We start from the raw sequence: 15,600 nt of genomic DNA on the forward strand, positions 1-15,600 counted from the left end.
GGTTTATGTAGTGAGACAGTTAAAGGATCTACTTATTCATCTTACTCCTGATCACATAAAAGGACCAGGGTGCGATATTGGCTCGTATCGTCTTGCCTTTAATATCAATACTTTGTATTACCGGGGAAATATTCATGGGCTGATCCAATGAATTCAGTCCCTCCAGGCTATTGCTTCTCAATGTAGTTAAGCTGCCGGTGGTAGCCAGCTTCGCGCCCTGCACTGTCAATTCCACAGGAATAGAATTGGCAGATGTGTTCACCAGCTTCATCACCAGTTCGCCGGTAGCAGAGTCAACTACCGTCGACGCATAAACGCTGTCCTGTCCACTGATCACGTCATTATCTTTCAGGATCGGCACCACTGCACTCCCTTTGTTGTTAGCATACATTTTTTGTACATAGTAATTCGGCGTACCATACGAGCGTAGGTTATCAAACCAGATCAGGTCCGGTGTCCATTGCCAGCCTTCCACATGTGCCAGCAGTGGCGCGTAAGAAGCCATTACCACTACATCTGTATTGCGTTCCAGACCGGTCATAAACGCAGCTTCCGCCAGCGCGCACTGCCAGGTGTTTTTATTGTCACCATTGCCCACACCTTTGCTGTGAGCGGCATATTCACCGGCAAAAATCTTAGGTCCCTTGCGGTCGTATGCATCGTAACGCGAGGCATTCTTCAGGAACCAGTCGGGGGAACTGTAATAGTGTTCATCCAGGATATCTGCGTGCAGTTTGCGCAATGTATCATTCAGAAAAGTGAATTTATCACCGTCCGGCCCGGGTCCCAGGCTATTGATCAATTTTATGTCCGGATACTTTTCTTTAATCGCTTTTGCAAAAATGGTATAACGTTCTACATACTGCGGTCCCCACTGTTCATTGCCTACCCCCATCATTTCCAGGTTAAATGGTGCAGGATGTCCCATTTTGGCGCGCAGGGCACCCCAGGTGGTATTCACGTCCCCGTTGGCAAATGCTATCAGATCCAGTGCATCCTGTATGTAAGGGGCCAGCTCATTTACAGCAACAACTTCGCCGCTATTATACTGACAGGCCATGCCACAGTTGAGAATAGGTAGTGGTGAAGCACCAATATCTTCCGCTAACTGGAAGTATTCAAAGAAGCCCAGTCCGAAAGATTGAAAATAATCCGGCGTAGCACGGTGCGCAAACTCGGTATTCCATCGGTTCATGATCACTTCGCGTTCATTCACATCTCCTACTGTTTTCTTCCATTGATAACGGTTGGCCAGCTCCCGTCCTTCTACAATACAACCTCCGGGGAAGCGGAGAAATCCCGGATGGAGATCCGCCAGCAATTGCACGAGGTCCGCGCGTAAGCCATTGGGGCGCTCTTTCCAGGTATGCTGCGGGAACAATGAAATCATGTCTATATCAACTATGCCCGGACCCTTGAATGCCACCTGTAACTTTCCTTTAGATACCGTAGCGGAAGCGGTGAAGCTACCTTTATATCGCTGCCAGCTGTTGCCTGCGGGTGTGATGGTAGTGCTGCCGATAGCCTTTCCCGTTTCATCCAGTAAGGCAACAGTAAGTTCCACTGGCGTAGCGGACTCCTGTCTGGCATACACAGAGAAATTATATCGCTCTCCGGCTTTAATACCCATACCACGGAATCCTTCGTTCACCAATGCGAAATTACGTATATCGGGTACCGTTACCCTGGCAAAGCGGGGATTCGCAGCGTTGGTAAGCTGCCGGTTGATAACCAGCACCTGCCCGTTAGCGGCTACTTCCTTCGGAATACTCCAGCCCATGAGCGGTGCACTGAATTCAAAGGAACGGTTCTTCACCAGCTCCGCATAAATACCTCCATCTGCACTGAGGTTGATATCTTCAAAGAAGATGCCCCACATATTGGGTGAAACAGCCGTTTTAACTTCATTGGCTTTCACGGTAAATTTCAATGGCCGTTGCGCCGCTACCCCTGCAGGAAACAACATCGACAGGAGTAATGACATAACTACCACCTGCAACAGTATGGAGTGCTTTTGTATTTTCATAACAAATCTAAATTAACAGAAGTTATTTAATTGTCAAAATAACAATTAAATAACTTCTCCTTTTTTTACAACCTGCTGTTATGCTGCAGCACGTGCGGATCAGGAACAAAGTTGAGGAACGCGTGGAAGTTGGCGTTATACTTTTTGCGATCTATTCTATAGTAAAAGGCGCCTTTTTTAGAGCTCAGCTTATCCTTATCTGTCAGCTTTACCAGCAGTTTGGTAGAAAGAATCTTGCGGCTGAAATTACCTTTATCAAAAGAGATATTATACACAGATTCGTACAGGTGCTGTAATTGAGGGATCGTGAATTTACCTGGCAGCAGCTCCAGCAATAACGGGTGCAGGGCTGCTTTATAACGAAGCTTTTCCTTCGCCAGGTCTACCATCGCTTTATGATCAAAGATCAGGTCAGGGTGATGATTAATAGGAAACCATACGGGGTGAAAATCTTCGTTCAATTGTTGTTTATATTTCTGGATATCTATCAGGGCAGTGTAGGCCACAGACACTGTACGTTCTACTGTATCCCGGGAAGGAGAACTAAAGGTATGCAGTTGCTCCATGTAAATACCATCCAGTCCACTCAGATTTTTAAGCACCCTGCTGGCCGCATCTTCCGCACTTTCACTCTCCTGTACAAAGCCGCCTACCAGGCTCCATTGCCCTTTGCAAGGTTCAAAACCTCTCTCTATCAGCAGCAGTTTCAGCTCTTGCCCGTCAAACCCAAATATGATACAGTCAACGGCAAATAACAACCTGGTCTGCTGCGAATATCTCTTCATAACGATGTATTAGTCAGTGAAAGTACAAATTAAAGCGGAGCTTTGTCTTTGTTCAGGATTATACTGATTATACTGATTATACTGATTTTTGCTTTTTTTATTTTGTAGGATTTTGTAAGATAGCGAAGTTATTCTTGCTTTTTATGCTATACCATCTCTATTACTCCTACTAAAATCAAAAAGTAAAAATCAGTATAATCAGTATAATCCTGAGAAAGACAAATCCACGCTTTACCAAAAGCGTATATACAACGCCGATAGCAACAACAGCGTAATAACAATCAATACGGTAGTAGCCGGGCTGATCTTAAACATCGCTTTATCAAGTACAAATGCTTTGGGATTTATTTTTGGTCCGGCGAAGCTGATGGCAATCATCACGATCATGGTAAACATAAAAGCCAGTCCCATACAGATGAGGAAAGGAATTTCATATCCTCCTTTTCCATTGGGATAAGCCGTATAAAAAATCGTTTCGTGACCTAATACAGTTGGTGCAAACTGGTTAAAGAAAACACAGAGGGTAAAGCCCGTAATGATACCTGCTACTGCCGCAGCACCGGTAGTACGTTTCCAGAACATACCCAGCAGGAACATGGCAAATACACCGGGGCTGATAAAGCCGGTATATTTCTGAATGAAGGTAAAACCACCTTCACCGCCAATTCCCAGCAGATCATTCCAGGTAAAGAGGATCCCTAATACCATGGCCACGATGACAGTAATACGGCCGGTCCACACCAGCTTTTCTTCCGACGCATCTTTGCTGATATATTTCCGGTATACATCCAATGTAAAAATGGTAGAGATACTATTGGCTTTGCCTGCAAGTGACGCTACAATAGCTGCTGTTAAGGCGGCAATAGACAAGCCTTTCAGGCCGGAAGGCAGAAAACCGAGAATAGCTGCATATGCCCCGTCTTTGCTATCCAGACCTGGCAGGTGACCATTTTTCTGCAACACGTAAGCCGCAATACCCGGCAACATAACGATGACAGGCATCATAATTTTTAACAGACCGGCAAAGAGAATACCATTACGGGCGGTTTGCAGATTAGCGCCCAGCGCACGTTGCGTGATATACTGATTGCAACCCCAGTAGTTGAGGTTCACAATCCACTGTCCTGCTGCATACATCAGGATACCCGGCAGCACTAAATATTTGTTGATATATTCCTGTGAAGATGCAGCATCGGGTTTGGCTAATATCATATGAAAATGATCCGGTGCATCTTTCATCAGGGCGTTAAAACCAGCCATGGCATTATGCCCCAGGCCAAATTTTTCACTCACCAGCGTTAAGGCCATATAAGTGGTAGCCAGTCCGCCAATGATAAGTACACTCACCTGTATCACATCGGTATAGCCAATTACCTTCATGCCTCCCAATGTAATAATGACAGCAAAAACAGACAGGGCAATCATGACAACATGCAGGTATTCCCCGCCCAGCAAGCCATTGATAGCAAGCGCGCCGAGGTATAAAATAGAAGTAAGGTTAACGAATACATACAAAAACAGCCAGAAAATTGCCATGATTAACGCTACCGTTTCATTGTAGCGTGTTTTCAGGAACTGTGGCATGGTATAAATTTTATTCTTCAGGTAGATGGGAATAAACCACACTGCAATGATGATGAGTGCTATGGCAGCAATCCATTCATAGGCGGCTACCGCTATTCCTACAAAATAGCCATCGCCACTCATGCCGATAAACTGTTCCGCAGAAATATTGGAGGCAATCAGAGAGGCACCGATGGCCCACCAGGTAAGTGATCCTTCTGCCAGGAAAAAATCTTTGGTATCAGTAGCGGTTTTCTTCTTCTTGCTATATATCCAGTAACCGTAAGCAGATACAACAACGAAGTAAATGATAAAGACGAGGATGTCGCCAGTGGAGAGTATATTTTTCATAACGGGAGGGTTTTTTAGCTTTTAGCCATTAGCTTTTAGCTTTTAGCAAAATGCAGCGAGTCATTAGCATAACATCATCTATGCTGCATTTTGCTAAAAGCTAAAAGCTAATGGCTAAAAGCTATTTCTAATATGCTTTGTCATTCCAGCGGAGTTCATTTTTAAATTCGCGCAGGTCAGTATGTTTATCTATCAGCGCCAGTTCTATGCCGGCCATTTCGGCAAAGTCCTGCATATGTGTGGTGGTAAGGTTCTGACTATAGCAGGTATGATGTGCGCCACCAGCCAGTATCCAGGCGGTACATCCTTTTTTCATATCGGGATAAGGTTTCCACAATACGCGGGCTACCGGCAGCTTAGGCAGATCCTGTGGCGGTGCAACCGCTTCCACTTCGTTTACCAGCAAACGGAAACGGTTCCCCATATCCACCATAGACGCATTGATGGCAGGACCTGCAGCGGAGTTAAACACCAGTCTTACCGGATCTGACTTTCCTCCTATTCCCAGCGGATGCTTCTCGCAGGAAGGTTTACCGTCTGCTATCGACTCACAGATTTCCAGCATATGCGAGCCGAGTACCAGTGGGTTAGCCGGATCAAAATGGTAGGTATAATCTTCCATAAAAGAGTTACCGCCGGGTAAACCGCTGCCCATTACTTTCATGGCTCTTACCAGTGCGGCTGTTTTCCAATCGCCCTCCCCTGCAAAGCCATAGCCTGCTTTCATGAGGCGTTGTACGGCAATACCGGGCAATTGCAGCATGCCATGCAGGTCTTCAAATGTATCGGAGAATCCTTTGTAATCGCCTGCTTCCAGGAATGCTTTCAGGCCCAGTTCTATTCTGGCGGCATCTTTCAACGCTACATCCTGCAGCAGCGCAGATGAAATGGTATAGCTATCACCATATTCCTTTACCAGGGAGGCTACCGCGGCATCAGAGATACCGTTGATCACACTCACCAGGTCCCCTATGCCATGTGTATTGCAGGAAAAGCCCAGTTTGGATTCTGCTTCTACCTTATCACCGTCTGTTACAGCAACAAAGCGCATGTTATCGCCAAAGCGCACAAAGCGTCCTCCTTGCCAGTCGTGCCATCCGGCGGCCACCCTGGCCCAGGCACCCAGTTCATCCAGTACTTCCGGATCCTGCCAGTGGCCGGTGATTACTTTGCGGTTGATGCGCATACGGCTCATCATAAATCCGAATTCCCGGTCGCCATGCGCGCTCTGGTTCAGGTTCATGAAGTCCATATCTATTTCACTCCAGGGAATATCACGGTTGTACTGAGTATGGAGGTGGCATATGGGTTTGGCCAATGCTTTCAATCCACGTATCCACATTTTGGCTGGCGAAAAAGTGTGCATCCAGGTAACTATACCGATACAATTGTCAGCAGCATTGGCTTCCATGCATACAGTATAAATTTCCTCAGGTGATTTCACCGTTGGTTTGTATACTACGGTAACGGGTATACGCGCATCCCGGTTCAGCGCGGCGGCTATTTCCTGGCTGTGTGCAGCTACCTGTCTTAATGTTTCTTCTCCGTATAGATTCTGGCTACCGGTGACAAACCAGATCTCAAATGTTTTCAGATTAATCATGTTGCTTGGTTTACTGCCCGTAATAGGAATTGGGGCCATGTTTACGTTCAAAATGTTTTTTGATGAGTGCGTCTTTCAGACGGGGAGCGTTGCCATTGATCGACTCGGTGAGGTACGCCATCTGTGCCACTGATTCCAGCACGGCACTGTTATATACTGCTTTGGCAGGTGTGGTAGCCCAGGTGAAGGGCGCATGGTTTCCTACCAGGATCATTTCTATGTCGGTGTAAGTAAGTCCGCGCTGTAACAATGTGTTCATGATCTGAAAGCCGGTCTCGTATTCATAGTCGCCGGCAATCATCTCATCAGACATGGGCGGTGCGCAGGGAATGTCTACTGTATTATGGTCGGCATGCGTGGTGCCATAAATGGGAATATCACGTTGACTCTGTGCCCATGCGGTGGCATAGGTAGAGTGGGTATGGACAATGCCGCCAATATGTTCCCAGTGTTTATATAATACGGCGTGGGTCAGCGTATCAGAAGACGGACGTAATTGTCCTTCTACTGTTCTGCCATCAAAATCCACTATCACCATTTTTTCCGGTGTCAGTTCAGCGTAGGGCACACCGCTGGGCTTAATGGCGAATACACCTTGCCGGCGGTCCGCCGCACTCACGTTACCGAAGGTGAAGATCACCAGTCCTAATGCAGGCAACTGCATATTGGCCTCGTATGCTGCCTGCCGGATATCCTGATACTGTTGCATGCTACTATTAATCTATGGTGATGGCGGCGGTAAAGGCGCCTAATGCTTTATATTTCTGGTACCTGTTTTCGTATATTCCTGCCCGTTGTACTTCCGGTTGATAAGTCTTTTCGAAGCCCTGCCCCATGACTTCCATGGCATCTTCCACGCGGGTAAATATACCGGCGGCGGTAGCAGCAAACATGGCGGCGCCCAATGCGCAGGTTTGTTCGGAGCGGTGAATACGGATAGGCATGTTCATCACATCTGCCATCATCTGCATGATAAAGGCCGACTTTTTGGCTACACCGCCAATACCGATCAATCCTTTTACAGGTACGCCTTCCCTTTCGAAACGTTCTACAATGGCTTTGGCGCCAAAGCAGGTGGACTCCGCCACGGTACGGAAAATGCGGGGAGCATCTGTAGCGAGATTCAGACCGGTGAGGGTGCCTTTGAGCGATTGGTCCGCATCGGGGGTACGGCGACCATTCAGCCAGTCGATCCCCAGTTCACTATGCTCTTCCGGGGCAATCTGCGCGGCTTGCCGGGCCAGCTCAGTGATCATTCTACCACTCGTTTCTTCCGCTAACCTGGCGGCAGTGGCGGCGTCTATCAGGGAAGAGGAAGGCAGCAGCTGTTGTAACGGCCACGCCAGTACGTTGCTGAACCAGGCGTAAGCGTCTCCAAAAGCAGATTGTCCGGCTTCCATGCCCATCATACCGGGGATCACGGATCCCGGTACCTGACCACAGATGCCTTTCACCAGGGTGTGTTGCATCTCTTCCATGGGCGCTACCAACATATCGCAGGTAGAAGTACCCATTACTTTGCTGAGGTGATATGGCTCTATTTGTCCGCCTACGGCACCCATATGCGCATCAAATGCGCCGATGCCGATGACTACACTGGTGGGAAGTCCCAGCCGCTCCGACCACTCCGGACACAGATGCCCGGCGGCTTCACTGGCGGTATATGTTTTGCTAAAGAGACGTTGTGTGAATCCCTGTAACAACGGATCTACGGCCGTGAAAAAAGCATCGGGGGGCAGCCCGCCAAATGCTTCTGCAAAAAGGGCTTTGTGGCCGGCGCTGCAAACACCCCGTTTCAACTGACTTACATGTTTGCCTCCCGAAAGGAGAAAAGGTATCCAGTCACAATGCTCTACCCAGGAATACGTAGCTTTCCTAACGGCTTCGTCTGCACGAAGAATATGCAGCAATTTAGCCCAGAACCATTCAGAAGAATAAATGCCGCCAACAAAGCGAAGATAGTTCTCTTCAAAGGTGGCTGCCGTAGCGTTGATGGCGGCTGCTTCCTTCAGAGCGGTATGATCTTTCCACAATACAAACATGGCGTTGGGATTATCATGGAAGGCGGGTGTAAGCGCCAGCGGTGTACCGGTTTCATCTACTGCCACAGGGCTGGAGCCTGTGGTATCTACGGAGATGGCTTTGATATTAGCCACCACAGTAGTCCCTGCCTGCTGCAAACATTGTTTGATGGTGCTTTCCAGTCCTTCTACATAGTCCAGCGGGTGCTGACGGAAACGGCTCTGTGCGGCGTTGCAGTACAGGCCATCTTTCCAGCGTGGATAGTAAAATACCGCCGCTGTTATTTCCTGACCGTTTTGTGCGTCTACTATGATAGAACGAACCGAATCGGTGCCGAAGTCAACACCTATTACGTATGATGGTTTCATATTTACTGTAAAATTGACACTTATTAAAAAAGGAATTACGAATTAAGAATTACGAATTACGGAGTTGAGGGGAGATTTTGCAGGAGATATTCGCGTAAGTCTCCCCACAACTCCGTAATTCGTAATTCCTAATTCGTAATTCTCACTTCAGCTCCAGTATTACCACTGAGAAAGGCGGTAATTTTACGCTGATGGTATTGTTCTTAAGCGACGCTCCTTTAAAATCTACCGGCTTAATAGTATTTGGCTTTGGAAAACTATTGTAGTCCTGCAATTTAGTGGAGGTAAGTAATCGGCCATTGACAGATTTGTAGGCCTGGCTGCGGGTATCCAGCGTAATTTCCTGTACTTTATGGGCATCAATATTTACCAGGGAAATATGCGTAACGCCATTTTTATCTTTCGAAGCAGAAACAGTAACGGCCGGTAATTTTTCATTACCAAGCGTATAGTCGTTGCAGTGAACGTCAACAGGGATCAGGGTGGCATCCTGGTGTACACTGTACATCTCCATCACGTAGTAGGTGGGCGTTAACACCATGGTGTCTCCCTTAGTAAGAATAACCGATTGCAGTACATTGATCGCCTGTGCCAGGTTGGCCATGCGTACACGATCGGAATGGTTATTAAAGATGTTGAGGGTGGAACCTGCGATCATAGCATCGCGCATAGTATTTTGCTGGAACAGGAAGCCGGGATTCGTTCCCCCTTCCACGTTATACCATCCGCCCCATTCGTCTACTACAAGGGCTACTTTTTTTGCCGGATCATACTTGTCCATTACGGCCGTATGTTTACGGATCAGGGTATCGGTCAGCAGGGCCGACTTCATCGTAGTGAAATATTGCTGCTCTGTAAAATCCACCGCATCGCCCTTGCGGTTCCAGTCTATGATAGAATAATGGTGCACGGCCACGCCCTGCAACAAATGCAGTGGAATATTTTTCATCAGCACTTCGGTCCAGTTATAATCCGCATCGCTGGCGCCGGAGGCGATCCGGAAAATTCCATCCTTCAAATCACTATTCATAAAGGTGGCAAATTTGCGGTACAGATCTGCATAATATTCAGGACGCATATTACCGCCGCAGCCCCAGGCTTCGTTACCTACGCCCCAGAAGCGAACCTTCCAGGGTTCCTTCCGGCCGTTTTGCTGGCGCAGGTCAGACATCGGGCTTTTACCACCGAAGTTGGCATACTGCACCCAGTCCGCCAGTTCCTGCACCGTGCCGCTGCCTACGTTGCCGGAGAGGTAAGGCTGTGCCCCCAGCTCTTCACACATGTTCAGGAAGTCGTGTGTGCCGAAGCTGTTGTTCTCCGTGACATTTCCCCACCACGTATTTACGATGGCCGGTCTTTTATCTTTCGGGCCTATACCATCTTTCCAGTGATAAGTATCTGCAAAACAACCACCCGGCCAGCGGAGATTGGGAATTTTCATTTTGCGCAGGGCGGCGATAACATCCTTGCGGACCCCGTTCGTATTGGGAATATGGGAAGTGTCGCCCACATAAAACCCACCATAAATACAATTGCCGAGATGTTCCGCAAAATGTCCGTAGATATTGCGGTTGATCGTTTGTGTGGGCGCATCAGAACGGAAGGTAACCGTATTTTGTGCCTGTATGGCCTGCGTGGAAAGCAACAGACCTATAATACCTGTACAGATATAATGATATTGTTTTTTCATAACGAGGTTTTAAAATATCCTGTCACACAACTTTGATTTACTGTGACAATTCAAAAGAACAAAATAATTGTCACATTTACAATTAAAAAAGTAAGAAAAAATATTTCTTGAATAAAAACCAGCTATAGTAAAGGATTACAATTCATCTATCCTTTGAAAATAATAAAAAGGGACACCATTGCCGGTGCCCCCTGATATACTGTACTATAATCGACCTTTAGTTAATACCAATCACCTGCAGCCAGTTCTTTCCCGGCGGCTTATCATCGCCCTGCAGGGTAATACCTATCCAGGTCATCATGGAAGGCACCACATCATGTATTGATGGGGCATCATCGGAAAGTGTGATCGCCGCGCCTATGAAGTCCCAGGAATACGGGCCTACAATCGTAAAATCGCTGTGGGAAGCACTTCTGTCAACCAGTTTATTACCGCTGCCATCATTACCCGGCCAGTTGCCTATCAGGTTCTTATAATAAGGATGTGTGGCATCTATATCAGAAACATAGGCGTACTTCTTAATCGCATCGTCCGGCATAGCCGTATTCCAGATACGGACATCCGCCATGTTCATGTCCACCACGTTATCATCGTACCATACTGTAGGATTGTAACCAATCACCAGCGGGCTGGGCGACACAATGGATGGCTCTCCATCTGTAATGGTGCCGGAACCTTTGCCTTCCCCATCTACATATACATTGGCCTTGTAGGTATTTCCTCCGCCGGCATCTTTAGTATGGGTGATGGTGGCGGCAATAGCATGAAAGTTACCGTCTACAATCGCTTTTGTTGGGGTGATTTCCAACGCATTGGTACCATCATGCACTACAAACACCACATCATTCCCACTGCGGTAAAATGACCATCCAACTACGGCACTGTCCACGTTTCTGCACTTGGTAAGGAAGGGTGGATAATAGTAATCGAAGTCACCGTTGAGTCCTTTCGCAAATTTAACTTTTGCCTCAATGGTAATATCTCCTGTGCCGGGGTTGTAGCTATCGTTATAATTTTCTGCACGTACATATCCCGGATCTCCGCCATGGAACCGGACGCCATAGTCAAATATTTTGGGGCCAACGAATTTTCCCGGTGTGATCAGGGGGCTGTAATAGATAGAGAAGGTATTACGCTCCATCGCTGATTTGCCGCCCATTTGTTTCATATAGCCGCCACTGGTAGACTGTATGATTACCAGCCAGTCTTCTTTGTCGGCGTCCTTACGCGCCTTGAGGGCATCCAGCAGTTTGCCTACATTGGCATCCACGTCTGAAATGGCCTGGCGATAGGTTGCATTATCACTGAAGCCTGCCTGTAAACCAGCCTTGGCAGGCCCGCTCAGGTTTACAATCAACGCATCCGGGCTGTATGATGACAGCTCAGTTACTGCTGCATCCACTACTCCCTTGTCGCCGGCTGCTCTGCTCACGTCCACCACTTTATCCGCATTATTGAGCAGGAAGTTATTAAGGTCATCCCATTGTGTAATGGCAGTTACTTTCGTATTGAGATTATCCTGTTTCAGATAGTAGATGAAGCTGAAGTAATACTTGATATCTGCATGACTTCCCTGTACCGACTTTGGAATCAGTGTGCTGTCGCCTATCTGGTGACTGAGATAGGGCATCCCGGTAGTAAGTCCGGTCCAGCCGGCAGCTACGGTAGATACGGTATCATTCAGCCCTTCCCAGGTGTACACACTCTTAGTGAGCAATCCTGTCATTACTGTTGGATTAAAACTTTCCACCAGCTTGCCGGGCGCACCATCTATCCCGATCAACAACACTTTTCTCTTCTTGAATTTAGCGCCACCATAATTCAATCCTGCCGTATCGGTATCGTATTTAGACAGTGCCGGAAACTCTTTCCGGCAGGCGCTTATACCCGCTACAAATATGATAGCAGCCGCTATCAATCCTCCGCGTATATATCCTGATAATAATTTCTGCATAAAGCATTCGTTTAAGAAAGAAAAAAATGCACGTACTGTTAGAAAAATTTGAGCCATAAGCGACCCTCAATTTCCCAATTGGTGTCTATCTGAAGATTAAGCCAGTAAGCTATCTGGTAAAACACTTCTTTGGTATAAGGAGGCGTTTGCAACTCCGCATTACCTGCACAGGGCAATACATAGTTCAGTACATCCCAGGCATAACCACCCTTCAGTTCAAAGTTTTTCCCAATGGCGCCAGGCGCCTGATTTCTTAGCAAATTACCTTTCCCTTCCTTACAAGGCCAATAGCCGATCAGCTTATTATAATTGGGATGTGTTTCATCAATCTGATTGGTACAGGAATATTTGGCAATAACATCACTGGTGAGTGAATCGCCCCATATACGCACATCAGACATGTACATATTTTCCGGAGTACCGATAGAACCGGGAATATAACCCATGGTAAGTGGCGCCGTGGTATTAAAATCTCCATTGGCCGTGATCTCCTTTGTATTATTCAGCACACCGTCAGTATAGGTTTTCACCCATCTCTTATTATTGGGCATCATGTAAATGACTGCCGAGAGCTGATGCCAGTTGCCATCATTCATCTTCCCTCCTTTGCACTGAATGTTGTTCTTCCCTTTCTGGCCAAAGTTTATCTGCCATAAATTACCTTCCTGGAAAAAGCACCAGCCAACCACGCCTCCATCAAAGGAAGCACGTTTAGAAAGAAATGCCGGATAGTTAGCCGAGAAGTTGGGAGTATAATTCCGCATTTTTGCTTCAATAGTATAGTTGCCTGTACTGCCAATATTGTACATACTGTTATCCTGCAGAATAGCATTTACGGCACCGCTTCCCTGGTCGTACATGTGTACACCATATTTAATGGCCAGCGGCACTTCTATTTCGTGCTCATACAAATCAGGGCAATAGTAGAGAGAAAACGCATTGCGCTCTGCATCTGAGTCGGCGCCATAGGTATTGTCTACTCCGCCGTGAGTGGATTGTATAATGACCAGCCAGTTTTCATTGGCAAAATCAGGTCTGCTTTTCATTCCATCCAGCAACTCGCCGATATAGGCATCCACCTGGTTGACTGCAGCTACATAAACAGGGTTGTCTCCGCTGAATGCGGAAGATTTACCGGCTTTATTAACACCACTGAAATGTGTAATCATCAGGTCCACACTATCTGCTTTCAGGTGAGTCACCGCTGCGTTTTTCACGGCTGCATCATCATCGTTCGTGGTTACTTTTACAGTGGCATCTGCCAATAATGTTTTATTCAACTGATCCCATCCGGTTACGGAGATCGTTTTCAGCTTTCGCTGGCCGGAATTTTTCAGCAGTGTAAGAAAGGAAGCAAAACGGGCACCGCTGGCAGATCCCGGCGTAATGCTGCTATCTCTTATATTATTCTTCTCAACGCCTGTTCCGGTCATAATACTGGCCCAGGACGTAGCATCGGTAGTAATAGAATCCGCAATAGCGTCCCAGCTATAGGTGCTATGCGGCATCAGGCTTTTGATAACCGGAGGTTTGATCTTTTTCAATTCAAGACCCGATAAGCCATCTACTACTATCAACAGTACTTTGCTCTTATCTGAAAATTTAGGTTGCGGCGTATTGTCATCCGACACCATGCCTATTTTTTTACAGGCTCCTGTCAGCAGTATTGTTGCTGTAAGTGTGCAACCCAGTATATATTGTAAGGATCTTATGCGCATAATAATTTTATTTTGGCTGACTGTTGGGAGATGATCATCTGATATCATTTTTCCATACTTGTTCCGTGAGTACCGGCAGATCAGCTACATCAGCCACCGCGGAAGCCGAAACAGCAATACCCCATTGATCAAAAAACGGTTTGAGGTTTACTCCTGCATATCTGCTGGCCTTCACAAAGAAGAAGTTTTTCTTCACCTCATTGATATAGGAAATACGCGCTTCGTGACGGGCCTCTTTACAGACATATCCCATCATACCATAACCGTAACGCTGGAATAACTGTACAAAAGGTACCAGTCGCTGGAAAACATCTGTTACATCTGAAAAGTGTTTACCATTCCCAACGGCCTTGGCAGCCCAATCCAGTGCAGGTTGCACAAAATTCTGTTCTTCATCGTATACGCGTGGGGGTTTGGTTCCATAGCGCTGCGCTATCTTAAATACAAACAGGTTATTGGAAGTTTCTCCCAATCCGTCTGCTCCACTCCAGCTCCACATGCTACCCATCTGAAAGTTATGGCCTATCTCATGGAAAGGTCCCCAGCTGGCCCCCTTGTTGATTTCCGCCACATCCAGGAAATCAGAATGCCAGTCGAGATACGCCATACAGGGATAACCGTTATGACCACTCCCCAACGAAATCTGTATGTCCAGTACAAAACGCTGCGGCGTACCCGGCGCCTGGTCAACCGGATCTGCAGGGTTATCGGATAACCCATACCATTCGTGATAATCTTTCTCTATTACCTCGTCCCATTTACTCATTACGGCCCCTGCATCAAATTTATCCAGCAAGCCCAGTAAAACTTTGCGGTAGGCTGTTAGTATAAACCGCTTGCCTCTCAGCTCCAGCACCGGCACCTGGGAGCGGCGTACCTGATCTTTCCATGCAACAGGATCTGTTTCCCCCAATACAAAGTCAGGCGCTTTGCAAACATTACTGAGGGTAATAGTGACCGTTTTTTTAGACGGCAGCGCAGGAATCATATATACCAGGCCACCATAGATATTGCGGATATAGTTTACGCCCGGCAGTACCACACTACGGGTGGTGATCACGCCGGCGCGCAACTGTGGCAACTTGCCATTTACATCATCGGTATGTGATCCTATTTGCACGGCCATTCCTTCCATACCCTGAGGCACTACTACTTTCACCAGTTCACCGGGCGCGGCATAATAGCCGGTGCTCAGCCAGGCGCCGGGCACTACGCTTATCCTGATGTTGGGCGAGGCCAGTTTAAAGTCCAGGTTAAGTGTTACCGGTACATTATACAAACGGGGTTCGACAACAGAAATAAGGCCGGGAAACTTACGCGCATCTGCAAAGCCGCTGCTGTCGATCTTGGACATGCTGGTATCGATCGTTCCAACACCGGATGTATCAATAGCCAGTGGCTTGTCATAGCCATCTTTATAATCATAATCTTTTTTACAGGCTGTCTGCATGGTCACCAGCAGTGTTAACCCTAGGACAGACCTGATAAATGATATTTTCATTGCACTGTTTTTTAAGTTA

10 protein-coding genes are annotated in these 15,600 nt (G+C 47.1%); all 10 read right to left on the reverse strand.

Features of this window, described 5'->3' with window-relative positions:
• Positions 1–28: 28 nt before the first annotated feature.
• Positions 29–2,026: an alpha-L-arabinofuranosidase C-terminal domain-containing protein gene (locus AB4Z08_RS12905; RefSeq protein ID WP_441574152.1), complete on the reverse strand. Its 1,998-nt coding sequence runs from the start codon at positions 2,024–2,026 to the stop codon at positions 29–31.
• 65 nt (positions 2,027–2,091) lie between these two features.
• Positions 2,092–2,811 (reverse strand): NUDIX hydrolase, encoded by a 720-nt coding sequence (locus AB4Z08_RS12910; protein WP_441574153.1) that lies wholly within the window; start codon positions 2,809–2,811, stop codon positions 2,092–2,094.
• Between the two features lie 231 nt (positions 2,812–3,042).
• The gene (locus AB4Z08_RS12915) at positions 3,043–4,725 is read right to left on the reverse strand and encodes a sodium:solute symporter family transporter (RefSeq protein ID WP_441574154.1); all 1,683 of its coding nucleotides are present in this window, start codon (positions 4,723–4,725) and stop codon (positions 3,043–3,045) included.
• Between the two features lie 127 nt (positions 4,726–4,852).
• A complete protein-coding gene (araA, locus tag AB4Z08_RS12920) occupies positions 4,853–6,328 on the reverse strand; it encodes an L-arabinose isomerase (protein WP_441574155.1) in 1,476 nt (491 codons plus the stop codon).
• A gap of 10 nt (positions 6,329–6,338) precedes the next feature.
• Entirely contained in the window at positions 6,339–7,037 is a 699-nt protein-coding gene (locus AB4Z08_RS12925; protein ID WP_441574156.1) for an L-ribulose-5-phosphate 4-epimerase, read from the reverse strand.
• A 7-nt stretch (positions 7,038–7,044) separates the two neighbouring features.
• Entirely contained in the window at positions 7,045–8,718 is a 1,674-nt protein-coding gene (locus AB4Z08_RS12930) for a ribulokinase (protein WP_441574157.1), read from the reverse strand.
• A 142-nt stretch (positions 8,719–8,860) separates the two neighbouring features.
• A complete protein-coding gene (locus AB4Z08_RS12935) occupies positions 8,861–10,408 on the reverse strand; it encodes an alpha-N-arabinofuranosidase (protein WP_441574158.1) in 1,548 nt (515 codons plus the stop codon).
• 217 nt (positions 10,409–10,625) lie between these two features.
• Positions 10,626–12,362, reverse strand: a complete 1,737-nt coding sequence (locus AB4Z08_RS12940) for a LamG-like jellyroll fold domain-containing protein (RefSeq protein WP_441574159.1) — start codon at positions 12,360–12,362, stop codon at positions 10,626–10,628.
• 38 nt (positions 12,363–12,400) lie between these two features.
• Positions 12,401–14,080, reverse strand: coding sequence for an alkaline phosphatase family protein (locus AB4Z08_RS12945; protein ID WP_441574160.1), 1,680 nt, complete (start codon positions 14,078–14,080; stop codon positions 12,401–12,403).
• A gap of 34 nt (positions 14,081–14,114) precedes the next feature.
• Positions 14,115–15,581, reverse strand: coding sequence for a M60 family metallopeptidase (locus AB4Z08_RS12950; protein ID WP_441574161.1), 1,467 nt, complete (start codon positions 15,579–15,581; stop codon positions 14,115–14,117).
• Positions 15,582–15,600: the final 19 nt, after the last annotated feature.

This window comes from Chitinophaga sp. RAB17, from assembly GCF_052114225.1.
Lineage (GTDB): Bacteria > Bacteroidota > Bacteroidia > Chitinophagales > Chitinophagaceae > Chitinophaga.